This is a genomic window from Sanguibacter gelidistatuariae (assembly GCF_900096585.1).
Lineage (GTDB): Bacteria > Actinomycetota > Actinomycetes > Actinomycetales > Cellulomonadaceae > Sanguibacter > Sanguibacter gelidistatuariae.
In genome coordinates this window covers 207250-222166 of the sequence record NZ_FMYH01000007.1, presented here as the reverse complement: position 1 = coordinate 222166, position 14917 = coordinate 207250, and the positions used below count along the sequence as shown (strand labels likewise).

The window sequence follows — 14917 nt, the reverse complement described above, 5'->3', positions numbered from 1 at the left end:
CACCTGGCCCGGAAGCATAGCCCGGACGGCGGGCGAGGGCGGCGTGGAGTTCCAGGTGAGCGTGGCCGTTGTCGAGTCCTACGCGGAGGCTAGGTAGGGAGCGGGGAGTCCCTGACTGCGTCCCAGGCACGAGCAACCGCGTCGGCGGTGATCATCCCTTCACCGACCATCTTCCACAGGTCGTACAGATCACGTGACGCGCCCCGATCGATCCACGCGGACAACTTTGCCGCCGCGAACGCGTCGCGCGTCAGCACCCGCAGGGATGCGGCGGGTACATCGGAGTAGCGCTGCCGGATCTGGGCGACCTCGGTAGGCCAGGCTGGATATCCCTCCCCCACGAGCAGCTGACCCTCTCTGGCACCTCGCGTGCCAGCGCCGCCAACAGATGGGAGATGGCATGGTCGCGGTGCACCTGCTCGTCTGCGACGCCGAAATGCTCGGCGACGTCAGCAAGGTCGTCTGGAGCCAGACTCAAGCGAGCACGTTCATGAACCTGTCGAGCGCGGCGCGGCTGCCCTTGTCTTCGGTGGCCAACCGCAGCACCCTGGTCAGGTCGGTCCGGTCCGCCAGCGCTCGAACAACGGGCTCGATCTCACCTTCCATCCCGTCTGCCCCCAGCCCCCGCATGAGGTCCAGGATCGTCTGCTCGACGGTCGTCACGGTGACCGTGCCCAAGTCAGTCGAGATCTTCTCGACGTCGAGATTGTCCAAGCCCCTGCGAGTGGCGAACTGGACTGCTCCCCCATCGCTGAGCTCGACAGGCCGATGGGTTCGCGGGGCGGCCACCCACGCACGGTTGATCGCTCGTGGCAGCGCGTTGTGCATCCGCGCCGCGCTCATCCCCATCAAGGGGCTGTTCTGCAAACAGATCTGAGTCATTGTCCGGGAACTCGGTGCGGTGTCGGGTTGGGAGAACACCCGTCACCGGTGCAGGCGACAATGGAGTCCTCGTAAGCACGGCCGTGCCCACGCACCACCCCTGGAGTCCTGATGACGTCTGCGTCCCTCCCGTCCCTCACCTTCGGCGCCTACGCCCTCACCCCTGGGCCGCTCGCCGACGACGGCCGCGCCGAGGAGGAGTTCTACGCCGGGCTGGGCGACCTCCCGATCGCCACGATCGAGTTCCCGCTGCTCGGCGACGGCGCCCCGAGCCTGGATCCCGAGTGGATCGCCCGGACCCTGCGTCCCGGGTGGGACCTCATGGTCACGTGCATCCCGCGCACCATGATGCGGCTTGCCACCGCGCCCGGCTACGGCCTCGCCTCGACCGATGCCGACGGCCGGCGCGCAGCGCTCGCCGACGTCGCCGTGGTCCGCGACCTTGCCCGCGCCCTGGCCGAGGCCGGCGGCCGGCCGCGGGTCACCGCGATCGAGGTGCAGAGCGCGCCCGGCCCGCTGCTCGGGTCGGTCGAGGCGTTCGCAGAGTCCCTCGCCGAGCTGGCGACGTGGGACCTAGGCGGGGCGGAGATCGTCGTCGAGCACTGCGACGCGCTCGTCGCCGGGCAGGCGCCGGTCAAGGGCTTCCTGTCGATCGAGGACGAGATCGCCGCGATCCAGGTCGTGCTGGCTAGCGAACCGTCCGCCCGGCTCGGCGTGGGGATCAACTGGGGACGGTCAGCGATCGAGGGGCGTTCGGGCGACACCGCGACCGAGCACGTCCGGCTCGCGGCCCAGGCCGGGCTGCTGCGCTCGATCATCTTCTCCGGGGCCACGGACCAGGTGACCGCGTGGGGTCCGGCGTGGGCTGACAACCACATGGCCCCGCGCGGCACCGGCCCCGCCCTCGCTGCGTCGTCGGCCTCGCTGCTGGGCGCCGACGAGGTGCGCGCGGCCCTCGCGGCCGCGGGGCAGGCACCGATCGCCTTCGTCGGCGCCAAGGTCACGATCCGGCCCGACGACGCCACGGCGCGCGAGCGGCTGGCGCTCGCGCGGGCCGCGCTCTCGCTGCTGGTCGAGGCCGGTCTCGATGTCGGCGGCACCGACGACGAGGTGTGGATCGGCTGAGCCGGGTGGATCGAGCGGATCGAGCGGATCGGGTGGCAGAATCGTCGGGTGACTGACACTCTGCCGAGCATCGCCTTCCACGAACCGCGCATCCCCCAGAACACCGGGAACGCGATCCGTCTCGCCGCGGTCACCGGCGCGACCCTGCACCTCGTCGAGCCGCTCGGCTTCGATCTGTCCGAGCCCAAGCTCAAGCGCGCGGGACTGGACTACCACGACCTCGCGAGCGTGAGCGTGCACGCTGACCTCGAGGCGCTGCTCGCGACGGACCCGTCCGCGCGGGTCTTCGCCTTCACCACGAAGGCGACCACGCGGTACTCCGACATCGTCTACCGGCCCACCGACATCCTGCTCTTCGGCCCCGAGCCGACCGGACTGTCCGAGGAGGTCCTGGGGCACCCACGGATCACCGACGAGGTGAAGATCCCCATGCTGCCCAGCCGACGCTCGCTCAATCTCACCAGCAGTGCGTCGATCGTCATCTACGAGGCGTGGCGCCAGGCGGACTTCGTCGGCGGGGCGTGAGTGCGCGTCGTCGTCGCACCGGATTCCTTCAAGGGATCCGTCGATGCCGCGGGCGCCGCGGCGGCGATCGCCTGCGGGTGGTCCTCGATCCGACCGGGCGACGAGGTCGTCACTGTCCCGCTGGCCGACGGCGGTGAGGGAACCCTCGCGGTGATCGCCTCGGCTGTCCCGGGCGGAGTGGTCCACGACGTCCCCGGCTGCACCGGGCCGGACGGGCGACCGGCCCTGGGGCGGTGGCTCTCTCTGCCCGGCGGCGCCGCGGTCGTCGAGCTCGCGCAGGTGTCCGGGCTCGCCCTGATGACCTCCCCGGACCCGCTCGGGGCGTCCACCCGCGGGCTGGGCGAGGTGATCGCCGCCGCGCTCGACGCCGGCTCGCGGTCCCTGACGATCGCCCTGGGCGGGTCGGCCTCGACCGACGGCGGGGCCGGCGCGCTGAGCGCGCTCGGGCTCGTCCTGCGCGACGCCGCCGGCGCGGTCCTGCCCGACGGCGGCGGTGCCCTCCCGCGACTGGAGACCGCCGACCTGACGGGTCTGCGTCAGGCCCCGGCCGGCGGGGTCACGCTGCTGACCGACGTCACCAACCCGCTGCTCGGCGCCTACGGCGCGGCCGGGGTCTACGGTCCGCAGAAGGGCGCATCGGCCGACGACACGGCACTGCTGGAGGCGGGGTTGGCACGGTATGCGCAGGTGCTGGGTGGGTCTACCGAGGTCTCGGGAGCCGGGGCCGCGGGCGGGGCGGGATTCGGTTTCATGCTGGCCTGGGGCGCGACCGCCACCCCGGGGGCGGCGCACATCGCTACGCTCGTCGGGCTGTCCGGGCTGCTCGCCGGCGCCGACGTGCTGATCACGGGCGAGGGCCGGTTCGATGCGACGAGCCTGCAGGGGAAGGTCGTCGGAGAGGCGCTCCGGTTCGCGGGCGAGACGAATGGCGCAGGGGTCGCCAACAGATCCGAGAACCCGAACGAAGCGAGGGGTGCGGGCACCGCGCGGTTGCGGACCGCCGTCGTCGCGGGCGCGATACCCGACCCCGGGCCGCTCGAGGAGCGCGGCGTCTGGCACTGCGCGCTCGTAGATCTTGCCGGCGAGGCCCGTGCCCTCGCCGATCCGGAGCACTGGCTCGCCGAGGCCGGCGCACGTGCCGCGCGCGCCCTCGACGTCGGTCCGGATCCGCTCGCTCGCTGAGTGCGGGAACCTCCTCGCTCTGCGGGTCAGTTGAGGGGGTGGCTCGGAGGGCGGCCGTTGGCGACGTCGATGAGGGCTTCCATGACGCTGCCCGCGACGTCTTGGACGAAGTCAGCTGTCCAGCACAGCGCGTGCGGGGTGACGATGACGCTGTCCATGGCGAGCAGCGGCTCGTCGGCGGTCGGCGGCTCCGACTCGAGCACGTCGAGACCGGCCCCGGCGATGCTCCCTGTGCGCAGCGCCTCAGTGAGCGCCACCTGGTCGATCAGCGGCCCGCGTCCGACGTTGATGACGTACGACGTGGAGGGCATCCGCGCGAGGAAGTCGGCGTCGACCATGTGGTGGGAGGAGGGGGTGAGCGAAGCGGTGAGGATGACGTAGTCGGAGCGGGCAGCGAGCTCGTCGAGGCTGAGCAGCTCAACTCCGGCCAGCTCTCCCGCCTGCTGGCGTGCACGGACGCTCGGGCGGTCGACCGTGATGATCCGCACCCCGAGCGGGGCGATGAGCTCGGCCAGATCGGCACCCACACTGCCGAAGCCGATGATCCCCACCGTGCGTCCTGCCAGGCCCAGCCCGCGGTAGCTCCCGCGGTCCCGCCACCGGCCCTCGGCGACCGCGCGTTGGTTGTCGAGCAGCCGGTGGCTGAGCGCGAGCAGCAGGGTCATGGCGGCGAGCGCGAGCGGGCGGCGCACCCCGTCCGGGGTGTTCGTGACCACAACTCCCTCGTCCGCGAGGCCGGCGAGGTCGATCCCGTCGAAGCCCGCTCCGAAGCGCGCCACGTGCTTGAGTCGCGGGGTGGCCGCGGCCACGTCGCGAGAGTAGCCCCAGTGGCCGAAGGACAGCACGGCGTCGTACGGGGCAAGCTCGGTCGCGGTGGGTGCGTGGCCTGCGATCGGCGCCATGACCTCCCAGCGCAGGCCTGCGTCGGTCAGCCGGTCCAGGCCGACGTCACCGAAGATCGTCGAGCCGTCCGGGGCGGTGACGTCCGAGCTGAGCCCGACGACGTACTCGTCGCCGGACGCGGGGGCGTGCTGGCGGTGGGCCATGTTCCTCGTCTCCTGACTGATCCGCGGCGAGGCACGCCGAGGACACAGTCAACGTAAAGATCTGATCTATTACCGGTCTGACTCCTCGAGTCTGACGATTGCCTGCATAGATGACAGTAGTCATCTGATGAATGCTAGTGTTGCATCATTCGTGACCCTCCCGACCCATCAATGACGAAGGGGCGCCAGACATGGCCCGCATCACCAGCATCGAGATCGAAGACGTCCGCTTCCCCACCTCCCTGACCGCCGACGGCTCGGACGCGATGAACAAGGACGGCGACTACTCCGCCGCCTACGTCGTGCTGCGCACCGACGGCGTGGCCGCGGACGGCTCCCCGCTCGCCGGCTTCGGCCTGACCTTCACGACCGGACGCGGCAACGACATCGTCGCCCTGGCCGCGCGCCAGCAGGCCGAGCAGCTGATCGGCCAGGACGTCGAGGAGATGGCCGCGGACATGGGCGGGGTCTACCGCTTCCTCACTTCGGACGCGCAGATGCGCTGGCTCGGACCGGAGAAGGGCGTGGTGCACCTGTCCCTGTCCGCCGTGATGAACGCGGCCTGGGATCTCGCCGGGCGCCTCGCCGGCAAGCCCGTGTGGCGCCTGCTCGCGGACATGACTCCCGAGCAGCTCGTCGACGTCGCCGACCTGCGCTACCTCTCCGACGCACTCACCCGCGACGAGGCCATCGAGCTGCTCCGTGCGAAGGAGTCCGGCAAGGCCGCCCGCATCGCCGAGCTCGAGGCCACCGGCTACCCCTGCTACACGACGTCGGCCGGATGGCTGGGCTACTCCGACGAAAAGCTGCGCCGGCTGTGCCAGGAGGCGATCGATGAGGGCTACAACCACATCAAGCTCAAGGTCGGGGCGAACCTCGCCGACGACATCCGCCGCTGCACGATCGCCCGCGAGGTGATCGGCCCGGACCGGGTGCTCATGATCGACGCCAACCAGGTGTGGGACGTCGACCAGGCGATCGAGTGGACCAACGCGCTCGCCCCCTTCGACCTGCTCTGGATCGAGGAGCCGACCAGCCCCGACGACGTGCTCGGCCACGCGGCCATCAAGCGCGGCGTCGCCCCGATCGGGGTCGCGACCGGAGAGCACTGCCACAACCGGGTCATGTTCAAGCAGTTCATGCAGGCCGGCGCGCTCGACTTCTGCCAGCTCGACGCCGGGCGCCTGGCCAGCCTCAACGAGATCGTGGCGGTCCTGCTGCTCGCCGCCAAGTTCGACGTGCCGGTCTGCCCGCACGCGGGCGGCGTCGGGCTGTGCGAGATGGTCCAGCACGTGTCCATGCTCGACTTCGTGGCGGTCTCGGGCACCCGCGAGGGACGCGTCACCGAGTTCGTCGATCACCTGCACGAGCACTTCACCGATCCCTGCATCGTCACGAACGCCGCGTACTCCTTGCCGCGCCTGCCGGGGTACTCGACCCAGATGCACCCGGCCTCCGTAGCCGAGTACCGCTTCCCGGAAGGCTCCTACTGGCGCGAGCGCCACGCAGCCGCGGCGGCGAGCGCCAACCTGGCTGCCGCCGTCTGACACCCCACCCACCTCTCTCCCCAACCCGCTGAGTGCGGGCGAATGGCTGCCCAAACCGGACATCGGGCAGCCGTTAGCCCGCACTTAGCGGGATTTTTGGCGGGTGGGGTGGGCGCGGGGTGGGGTCAGCGGGCGAGCCAGCCGCCGTCGACGGCGAGCACCTGGCCGTGGACGTAGGCCGCGGCCTGGGAGGCCAGGAAGACCACGACGTTGCCGATGTCCTCGGGGTTGCCCCAGCGCCCGGCCGGGATCCGCACAGAGAGCTGGGCCAGGCGGTGCGGGTCGGCCAGCAGCGCGGCGTTCATCTCCGTGGCCATGTAGCCCGGGGCGACGGCGTTGACATTGACTCCCTGGCCGGCCCACTCGTTGCACAGCGCCTTGGTGAGCTGGGCGACCGCGCCCTTGCTCGCCGCGTAGGCCGGCACGGTGAACCCGCCCTGGAAGCTCAGCAGCGATGCGAGGTTGACGACCTTGCCCGCGCCGCGCTCGAGCATGGGTCGCCCGAAGAGCTGGCACAGCTGGAAGACCGAGCGCAGGTTGACGTTGATCACCGCGTCCCAAGCCTCGAGCGGGAAGTCCACCGCGGGGTGGCGGTCCTGGGTCCCGGCGTTGTTGACGAGGATGTCGACACGGTGGGCGGCGAGCACCTCACGGGAGACCGACTCGACCTGGGCCGGGTCGGCAAGGTCCATCGGGTAGAAGTGCACCTGTCGGCCCAGGGCCGCGGCGTGATCGGTCAGCTCGGTCGGCACGCCGCTGCGACCGAAGACGACGACGTCTGCCCCGGCCTCGAGCAGCGCGCTCGTGATGCCCGCGCCCAGTCCTCGGCCGCCGCCGGTGACCGCAGCCACCTGGCCGGTCAGGTCGAAGGCGGTCACGGTGCGACCTCCCCGGCGTCGTCGGCCATCCCCGCGAGCGGGGTGACGAGCACCTTGAGGCAGTCCTGCCCGGTCGTCGCGGCCTCGAAGGCGGCCGCGGAGTCCTCGAGCGAGAACGCCTTGGTCGGGAAGTGCTCCAGGCCGAGCGCGCCCGAGGCCATGAGCTCGATCGCGCGGGTCATGTCCGCGGTCGTGTAGACCCGCACACCCACCATCGACTGCTCCTTGAAGCAGATCGCCTGCAGGTCGATCGGGGTCGGCTGCTTGTAGACGCCGACAACGACGATCCGCCCGAGCACCCGCGTCGCGGCCGTCACCTCGGCGGCGACCGAGGGGTGGGCCGCGGAGTCGAAGGTCGTGTCCGCCCCTTCTCCGCCCGTGAGATCGGCCACGACGGACGTCATCGTCGACCCCTCGGGCACGACGGTCAGGCCCAGGCTGCCGGCCACCGCTCGGCGCCAGGGGCTCGGCTCGGTGATAACCACCTGGGCCGCGCCCTCGTGTCGGGCGACGAGGGCGACCAGCACCCCGATCGGCCCGGCGCCGAAGACGGCGACCGTGTCCCCGGCCTCCATGCCGGAGCGGGCGACCGCGTGCACCGCCACGGCGAGCGGCTCGGCGAGCGCGGCGGTCCGCGGGTCGACCGAGTCGGGCACCGCGTGCAGCACGTGCGGGGGCAGGGCCACGAGGTCCGCCATCGCGCCCGGGGCGTCGATGCCGTAGAGGCCGAGCCGGCTGCACACGTGGGCGTTACCACCCCGGCAGGACAGGCACTCCCCACACGAGATGAGCGGCTCGACGACGACGAGCGAACCGACCGCGAGACCGCTCTCCCCCGGCTCCTCGATCCACCCGGACATCTCGTGACCGGGGATCAGGCCGTGCTCGGCGCGGGGGTGCTTGCCGTGGAAGATCGACAGGTCGGTCCCGCAGATGCCGTTGTAGGCGATCTTCACCAGGGCCCAGCCCTCAGGTACGGCCGGCCGGGGCACCCGGGCGACCTCGACCTCGTCGGTGGCCGTCCAACGTGCCGCGTTCATGGTGTTCATCTCAGGCTCCTGTCGTGAGGGCGAACTGGGCATTGCGCCCCGGGGTCCCCAGGACCTCGGGGTTGAGGATGTTGCGCGGCGGGCGGCCGGCACAGACCTCGACGACGTTCTCGATCGTGCGGCGCTTGAGCTCGACGTAGGACTCCTCGGAATACCAGGCTAGGTGCGGGGTGAGCACGACGTTGTCGAAGTCCATGAGCGCATGCCCCGCCGGGAGCGGTTCGGTCTCGTGGACGTCGATCCCGGCGCCGGCGATCGCGCCGGACCGCAGGGCGTCCACGAGCGCGTCGGTCCTGATCACGCCGCCGCGACTGGTGTTGACGATGATCGCGTCCGTGCGCATCCGGGCGAGCTCGGGTGCACCGATGAGGTTGCGGGTCTCCTCGGTCAGCGGGGTGTGCATGGACACGACCTGCGAACGCTCGAGCAGCTCGTCGAGGGTCACCGCGGGGAAACCGCGGAAGGTGGCCGCCCCGGGCTCGGCGCGCACGTCGTAGCCGATCACCTCGTAGCCCAGCCCGGCCGCCTTGCGTGCCGTCGCGGAGCCGATCAGGCCCATGCCGATGATCCCGAACACCCGGGAGGTGGTCTGGTAGAGCGGGCGGACGACCGCGAGGTCGAAGCTACCGGCCCGCATGCCACGATCCAGCCGAGGGATGCCGCGGGCCACGGACAGCGCCAGGGCGATCGCGTGGTCCGAGACCGCCTCGGTCCCGTAGTCGGGAACGTTGCACACGGCGATACCGCGCGCGGTCGCGGCGGGCACGTCGACCGAGTCGACGCCGACGCCGTACCGCCCGATCACCTTGAGCGCGGGCAGGGCGTCCATGACCTCGGCGGTGATGGAGGCGTACTGCACGAGGATCGCCTCGGCGTCGGCGCACGCGGCGACCAGCGTCGCCGCGTCGGTGGACTGCGCGACGACGAAGTCCGCTCCGGCGCCACGGGCGACGGCCATCTCGGGTGCAAAGGAGTCGTGGTCACATTCGGTGATGGTGATGCGCATCGTCTGGTCCTCTCGGGACTGGGCGGGAAGCTGGGTAGGCGAGAGAGCGGGAAAGGATGGGAACGGTCAGCGGGCGAGCCAGCCGCCGTCGACCGGCAGCACCGCACCGTTGACGTAGTCCGCGGCCCGCGAGGACAGGAAGAGCACCGCACCGGCGATGTCGCCGGCCTGGGCCCACCGACCGGCCGGGATGCGCGCGAGGATGGACTCGCTGCGCTCGGTGTCCTCGCGCAGCTGCTGGGTGTTCGCTGTCGCGACGTAGCCGGGGGCGACGGCGTTGACGTTGAGCCCCTTGCTCGCCCACTCGTTGGCCAGCGCCCGGGTGAGCCCGGCGATCGCGGACTTCGAGGAGGTGTATCCCGGGACGTTGATGCCGCCCTGGAAGCTGAGCATCGAGGCGGTGTTGACGATCTTGCCGTGGCCGCGCTCGATCATCGCGGCGCCGATCTCCCGGGACAGCACCCACGCGCTGCGCAGGTTGACGTCCATGACCGCGTCGAAGTCCTCGTCGGAGTGCTCGGCGGCCGGGGCTCGGCGGATCGTGCCGCCGTTGTTGACGAGGATGTCGACGGGGCGGGCGGCGAGGTCCGCGGCGAGCGTGGCGACCGCCACCCGGTCGGTGAAGTCGGCCCGGAGCGGGATGAAGGTGCGTCCCGCGGACTCGACGGCCGCGCGAGCCGCGCTCTCGCCGTCGGGCATGGAGGTGGACACGCCGATGATGTCCGCCCCGGCGGCGGCGAGGGTGCTCGCGATGGCCAGGCCGATTCCCTGGCTGGCTCCGGTCACGACCGCAAGCTGGCCCTCGAGGCTGAACAGGTGCTCGATGAGCTGCCCGGGCGCGGTGACGTCGTGCGACATGATCAGTGCTCTTCTCTGATGGGGCGCCGGCCGGCGCCCCTCAGGGCACCGGTCAGCGGGGAGTGTGTCCCAACGCCGCCGAGATGGCGTTCGCGGTCGCGATCGCCTCGGGTGACATTGCTTCGATCTGTTCTTCGGTGTGCGCGAGCGTGATGGTCGAGATGCTCACGCCGTACTTCACGGTCCCGGTGTGGTCGTAGACGGGGGCCGCCACGCAGGTCACGCCGGGCACGTTCTCCTCGCGGTCGAGGGCATATCCGAGCCGGCGCACGTCGGCGATCTCCGCGCGCAGGTCCTCGAGCGTGGTCAGGGTGCGGTTGGTCCGACGAGGCAGACCCGCCCGGGCGACGAAGCGTTCGAGCGCGTCGTCGGAGTAGGACGCCAGGATGACCTTGCCGATCCCCGAGGAGTGCATCGGGATCGAGTGCCCGACCCTCGACGGCATCCGGTACGGCGTGTCGGAGTCCGTGCGGACCAGGTACAGCACCTCGTCGCCGTTGGCCGCACCGAGGTGGACCGTGCAGTGCACCCGGGCGACCAGGTCGTCGATGTGCGGGGCCGCGATCGCCGAGATGTCGATCCGTTCCAGGGCCCGCCCGGCCAGGGACAAGATCTTCGGCCCCGGGAGGTAGCCGCCGTCCTTGTTCACCGAGATGAACTGGCGATCCATCAGGGTCGCGAGGATGCGGTGCGTCGTGGCCTTGGGCAGGCCGGTCGCCTCGACGATGTCCGTGAACCGTGAGTAGGAGAAGGCCGCCTCGAGGACAAGCAGCGTCTTCTCGCTCGCGTTCGCACTCGTGTCCGTCTTCGCGTCCGAGCCTTGCCCGGTGCCTGCCGCGGTCTGCGTGCCCATCGCGTCCCATCCCCATGTCCGTCGCCGATGTCAGCGCATGTCAGCGATCGAGAATCCGTCCATGTCGTCGAAGGACTGGTTCTCTCCCGCCATTGCCCAGACGAAGCTGTAGCTCTCCGAGCCGACGCCGGAGTGCACCGACCAGCTCGGGGAGATGATGGCTTCCCTGTTCCCGACCACGAGGTGCCGGGTCTCGGTCGGCTCACCCATGATGTGGATGACCCGGGCCTGAGGCGGCAGATCGAAGTAGAGGTAGGCCTCCATCCGGCGATCATGCGTGTGAGCAGGCATTGTATTCCACATGCTGCCCGGGTGAAGAGTTGTGACACCCATGACGATCTGGCAGCTCTTGACGCCGTTCTCGTGGATGTACTGGTTGAGCGTGCGCCGGTTGGAGGTGAGCGGGTCGCCCAGCTCGCGGACGGTCCCCTGCCCCGGTGCCACCAGGGTTGTCGGGTAGGTGGTGTGGGCCGGCGCGGAGACGAGGTAGAACGCCGCGGGGCCGTTCTCGCCCTCGTCGTCCAAGGACGCAAAGGAGACAGCCTGCGCTCCCCGTCCGATGTACAGGCACGCGCCCTTGGCCAACACGAACTCGTCGCCGTCGACCGTGATCGAGCCCGCTCCGCCGACGTTGACGATGCCGCCCTCGCGGTGGGCGAAGAAGTACTCCGAGCGGATCTCCGGGTAGGTGCCCAGCGTGAGGGGCTTGGTCGCCGGGCTGATGCCGACGAGCACGACCCGGTCGTGGTGGGTGTAGACCGCGTTGATGCTGTCGGCGGCAAAGAGGTCCTGCACGAGGTAGCGACCGCGAAGCTCTGCCGTGTCCATCCCCGGCACGTGTTCGGGGCTTGTTGCATACCGCTGTTCCATGACGATCCTCACCTATATATAGAGAGACAACTGACATGCCGTGCCGGTCCGCCCCGTCCCGCACCTGCGGGTCACGGGACGGGGCGGACCAGGACGGGCTACGTGAGTCCGAGGACTCCGGGGAGCCACAGCGAGAGCTGAGGCACGAATATGACCACCAGCAGCATGATCACGAGAGCGATGAAGAACGGCACCAGCTTGCGGATGACGTCTTCGATGCGCAGGTTCGCTACCTTGGCCCCGACAAACAGGACCGGTCCCACCGGCGGCGTGATGGTGCCGATGCAGAGGTTGAAGACCATCATGATTCCGAAGTGGATCGGGTCCACCCCGAAGCTCATGACGATCGGCAGGAAGATCGGCGCGAAGATCAGCACGGCCGGCGTCGGGTCCATGAAGCAGCCGACGATGAGCATGACGACCGCGATGAGAAGCAGCAGCACCGTGGGGTTGTCGCTGATCCCGAACATCGCGTCGGCCACCATGGCGGGGATCTTCGCGAAGGACATGACCCAGCCCATGATCGAGGAGACACCCACGAGGAACATGACGATCGCCGTCGTACGGGTGGAATCCAGGAAGATCGGCCTGAGGTCACGGATCTTGATCGAGCGGTAGATGAAGGACAGCACGAGGGAGTAGACCACCGCGATGCATGACGCCTCGGTCGGGGTGAAGTAGCCGAGCAGGATGCCGCCGATGACGACGACGATGAGCGCCAGTGCCGGGAGGGCGTCGACGAGGATCTTCGCCCGCACGGCCATGCTGATCTTCTCGGTGATCTTCAGCTCGGGCCGCTTGCGGGCATAGAGGTAGACGATGACCATGCAGGTCACCGCCCAGAGGATCCCCGGGATGTACCCGGCGACGAAGAGGGCCGCGATCGAGGTGCTCGAGACGAGCGAGTACACGATCATGAGGTTGCTCGGCGGGATGAGCATCCCGGCCGGCGCCGACGCGATGTTGGTCGCAGCGGCGAAGTTCTTGTCGTATCCCTCCTTGGCCTGCAGCGGCCCCATGGTCGAGCCGACCGCGGCGACCGCCGCGACCGCCGAGCCGCTGACCGCACCGAACAGGGCGTTGGCTGCGATGTTCGTCTGAGCGAGCGAGCCGGGCATACGGCCGACGAGGACCTTGGCGGCATTGATCAGCCGTAAGGCTATGCCGCCGTTGTTCATGATGACGCCCGCTAGGACGAAGAACGGTATGGCCAGGAGCGAGAAGTTGTTGATCCCGCGGAACATCTGCTGCGCCGAGGTGAGCATCCCGTTTTCGAAACCGAGGGCTGAGACCATGGCGAGCGCGGAGGACAGGCCGACCGCGACGGAGATGGGGGCTCCCAGGAGCAGGAATCCGAAGACTCCGACGACCAGGATGAGTGCTGCAAGAGCTGCGACGTCCATGAGTGTGCCCCTTCCTAAAGGACGTCCGGCTCGGCATCTTCGACCGCGTTCTCGACGCGGAGGAGGATGGCAACCAGGTGGTAGATGGTGTAGAAGATGATCAGCACGCCGGAGATCGGCAGCGCGAGATACAGAGGCCCGACGTCGATGGGCAGACCGGCAAGCTTCTGGTCCCAGGAGAGCTGGGCGACCTGCCAGCCGCCGTAGACGAGGACGAGCGAGGCGAACGCCAGGATCGCGACCTGCATGAGCAGGCCCACGACGTACTGGATCTTGGCGGGCAGCTTCCTGACGGCGAAGTCGACGTAGATGTGACCGCGTTCGCCGAACACCAGGGCCGACCCGAAGAGGCCGAGCCAGATGAAGACGTACTTGGCGAGTTCCTCGGACCACCCGCTCGGGGAGTTGAGGACCTGGCGGGAGAAGACCTGCCAGGAGACGTCGACTACCAGGACGGCGAACAGCACGACACAGAACCAGCTCAGCGCGCTGTCGAGACCCTTCTTGACTGTTTTCATGAGGAGACCTCTTCGGGTTGCCGGGTGATCACTCGGCCGCTGCGCGGACCTTTGCGTAGAGGTCCTTGCTCACCTGCGTGGTGAGCTTCTCCTCCACGAGCGGGGCGAGCGCGTCGCGGAACGCGTCTGCGTCGACCTCGTTGAACTTCGCTCCTGCGGCCTCGGCCGTGGCGATGCTCGTCTTGACCTCGTCGGCCCAGAAGTCGCCCTCTTCGACGAGCGCGGCGGCCAGCTCCTCGGAGAAGATCTTCTGGTCCTCGGCGGAGAGCGCATCCATCGTCTTGGGGTTGACGATCAGGTAGTCGGGGAACATCAGGTGCCGGGTGTAGGAGTAGTACGGCGCGATCTCGGCGTGCTTGAGGTTCGCGTAGATCGACTCGTTGTTCTCGGCGCCGGAGAGCACACCGGACTGGATCGCGGTGTAGACCTCGCCCTGACCCATCGGGGTTCCGGACCCGCCCATGAGCTCCATCATCCGCAGGTTGGTGTCCGACTCGATGACCCGGATCTTCATTCCTGCGAGGTCCGCGGGGGTGTTGATGGGCTTCTCGGAGTTGTACACGTTGCGGATGCCGCCGTGGAAGCCGGCCAGGACCGAGATGCCCTTGTCCTCGATCGAGGAGAACAGGTCAGCGGTGATCTCGGGGTCGTTGACGACCGCGCTCTGGTGCTCCTTGCTGTCGAAGACGTAGGGAAGGTTGAACACCACGAAGTCGGGGTTGAAGTTCTCCAGGAGCGACCCGGAGACCATCGAGAAGTCGATCGACCCGGCCTGGACCAGCTCGATGGTGTCCTTCTGGCTGCCGAGGGTCTCGTTGGGGAAGACCTCCAGGTCGTAGCGACCGTCGGTGCGCTCCTTGAGCCGGTCCCCGAGGGCCTCGAGCGCCTTGTACTGCGGGTGGCTCTCGGTCTGGTTGAACGCAACCTTGAAGACCTTCGTGTCCGTGCCGCCTTCGCTGCTGTCCGAGCTGCAGGCAGCCAGCGAGAGGGCGAGCGCCGAGACGCCTGCCATGGCAACGATCGAAACAACCTTGTTCCGCATCATGTGTAACTCCTTAGTGGGCCCACCAGGGATGAGCTGACCGAGTACTGTCTGGAACCACCGAGACCGTCCTGCGGCGAACCGACACCAGAGTCGAGTTCCGCACATGGAACCGAGTTCCGGTGGGTGGAAC

Annotated in this window: 16 protein-coding genes; 4 read left to right on the top strand and 12 right to left on the bottom strand. The window is 69.2% G+C overall.

Features of this window, described 5'->3' with window-relative positions; genetic code table 11:
- Window positions 1-89: 89 nt before the first annotated feature.
- Together BLQ50_RS15350 and BLQ50_RS15345 are read right to left on the bottom strand one after the other, a co-directional pair.
- Entirely contained in the window at window positions 90-341 is a 252-nt protein-coding gene (locus BLQ50_RS15350; RefSeq protein WP_245701290.1) for a nucleotidyl transferase AbiEii/AbiGii toxin family protein, read from the bottom strand.
- Window positions 342-474: 133 nt separating this feature from the next.
- A complete protein-coding gene (locus BLQ50_RS15345; protein WP_175559152.1) occupies window positions 475-843 on the bottom strand; it encodes a type IV toxin-antitoxin system AbiEi family antitoxin in 369 nt (122 codons plus the stop codon).
- A 150-nt stretch (window positions 844-993) separates the two neighbouring features.
- Between BLQ50_RS15345 and BLQ50_RS15340 the strand changes: the two genes are divergently transcribed.
- The 3 genes from BLQ50_RS15340 to BLQ50_RS15330 are packed head-to-tail and all read left to right on the top strand — an operon-like array spanning window position 994 to window position 3714.
- Window positions 994-2007, top strand: coding sequence for a DUF4862 family protein (locus BLQ50_RS15340; protein ID WP_093185490.1), 1014 nt, complete (start codon window positions 994-996; stop codon window positions 2005-2007).
- Window positions 2008-2055: 48 nt separating this feature from the next.
- Window positions 2056-2532: a tRNA (cytidine(34)-2'-O)-methyltransferase gene (locus BLQ50_RS15335; protein WP_425424106.1), complete on the top strand. Its 477-nt coding sequence runs from the start codon at window positions 2056-2058 to the stop codon at window positions 2530-2532.
- Window positions 2533-3714 (top strand): glycerate kinase, encoded by a 1182-nt coding sequence (locus BLQ50_RS15330; RefSeq protein WP_093185487.1) that lies wholly within the window; start codon window positions 2533-2535, stop codon window positions 3712-3714.
- Between the two features lie 26 nt (window positions 3715-3740).
- Here the strand turns inward: BLQ50_RS15330 and BLQ50_RS15325 are convergent, their stop codons facing one another.
- Window positions 3741-4760 (bottom strand): NAD(P)-dependent oxidoreductase, encoded by a 1020-nt coding sequence (locus tag BLQ50_RS15325; protein WP_093185485.1) that lies wholly within the window; start codon window positions 4758-4760, stop codon window positions 3741-3743.
- A 191-nt stretch (window positions 4761-4951) separates the two neighbouring features.
- On the opposite strand from BLQ50_RS15325, the gene BLQ50_RS15320 reads away from it, so the two are divergent.
- The gene (locus tag BLQ50_RS15320; RefSeq protein WP_093185482.1) at window positions 4952-6307 is read left to right on the top strand and encodes an L-fuconate dehydratase; all 1356 of its coding nucleotides are present in this window, start codon (window positions 4952-4954) and stop codon (window positions 6305-6307) included.
- Between the two features lie 125 nt (window positions 6308-6432).
- Here the strand turns inward: BLQ50_RS15320 and BLQ50_RS15315 are convergent, their stop codons facing one another.
- The 9 genes from BLQ50_RS15315 to BLQ50_RS15275 all read right to left on the bottom strand — a co-directional run bounded on the left by BLQ50_RS15315 (window position 6433) and on the right by BLQ50_RS15275 (window position 14787).
- Window positions 6433-7185, bottom strand: a complete 753-nt coding sequence (locus tag BLQ50_RS15315; protein WP_093185480.1) for an SDR family oxidoreductase — start codon at window positions 7183-7185, stop codon at window positions 6433-6435.
- Entirely contained in the window at window positions 7182-8234 is a 1053-nt protein-coding gene (locus tag BLQ50_RS15310; protein WP_093185477.1) for a zinc-dependent alcohol dehydrogenase, read from the bottom strand. The genes BLQ50_RS15315 and BLQ50_RS15310 overlap by 4 nt, the downstream gene beginning before the upstream one ends.
- Before the next feature lies 1 nt (window position 8235).
- Window positions 8236-9240, bottom strand: coding sequence for a C-terminal binding protein (locus BLQ50_RS15305; RefSeq protein ID WP_093185475.1), 1005 nt, complete (start codon window positions 9238-9240; stop codon window positions 8236-8238).
- Between the two features lie 66 nt (window positions 9241-9306).
- A complete protein-coding gene (locus tag BLQ50_RS15300) occupies window positions 9307-10098 on the bottom strand; it encodes an SDR family oxidoreductase (protein ID WP_093185472.1) in 792 nt (263 codons plus the stop codon).
- A 52-nt stretch (window positions 10099-10150) separates the two neighbouring features.
- Window positions 10151-10951, bottom strand: coding sequence for an IclR family transcriptional regulator (locus BLQ50_RS15295; RefSeq protein WP_093185470.1), 801 nt, complete (start codon window positions 10949-10951; stop codon window positions 10151-10153).
- Between the two features lie 30 nt (window positions 10952-10981).
- Window positions 10982-11821 (bottom strand): 5-dehydro-4-deoxy-D-glucuronate isomerase, encoded by an 840-nt coding sequence (gene kduI, locus BLQ50_RS15290; protein ID WP_093185467.1) that lies wholly within the window; start codon window positions 11819-11821, stop codon window positions 10982-10984.
- A 98-nt stretch (window positions 11822-11919) separates the two neighbouring features.
- Window positions 11920-13224 (bottom strand): TRAP transporter large permease, encoded by a 1305-nt coding sequence (locus BLQ50_RS15285; RefSeq protein ID WP_093185465.1) that lies wholly within the window; start codon window positions 13222-13224, stop codon window positions 11920-11922.
- Window positions 13225-13238: 14 nt separating this feature from the next.
- On the bottom strand, window positions 13239-13742 hold the full coding sequence (locus BLQ50_RS15280) for a TRAP transporter small permease (RefSeq protein ID WP_093185463.1): 504 nt from the start codon (window positions 13740-13742) through the stop codon (window positions 13239-13241).
- Between the two features lie 28 nt (window positions 13743-13770).
- Window positions 13771-14787: a TRAP transporter substrate-binding protein gene (locus BLQ50_RS15275; RefSeq protein WP_093185461.1), complete on the bottom strand. Its 1017-nt coding sequence runs from the start codon at window positions 14785-14787 to the stop codon at window positions 13771-13773.
- Window positions 14788-14917 lie beyond the last annotated feature (130 nt).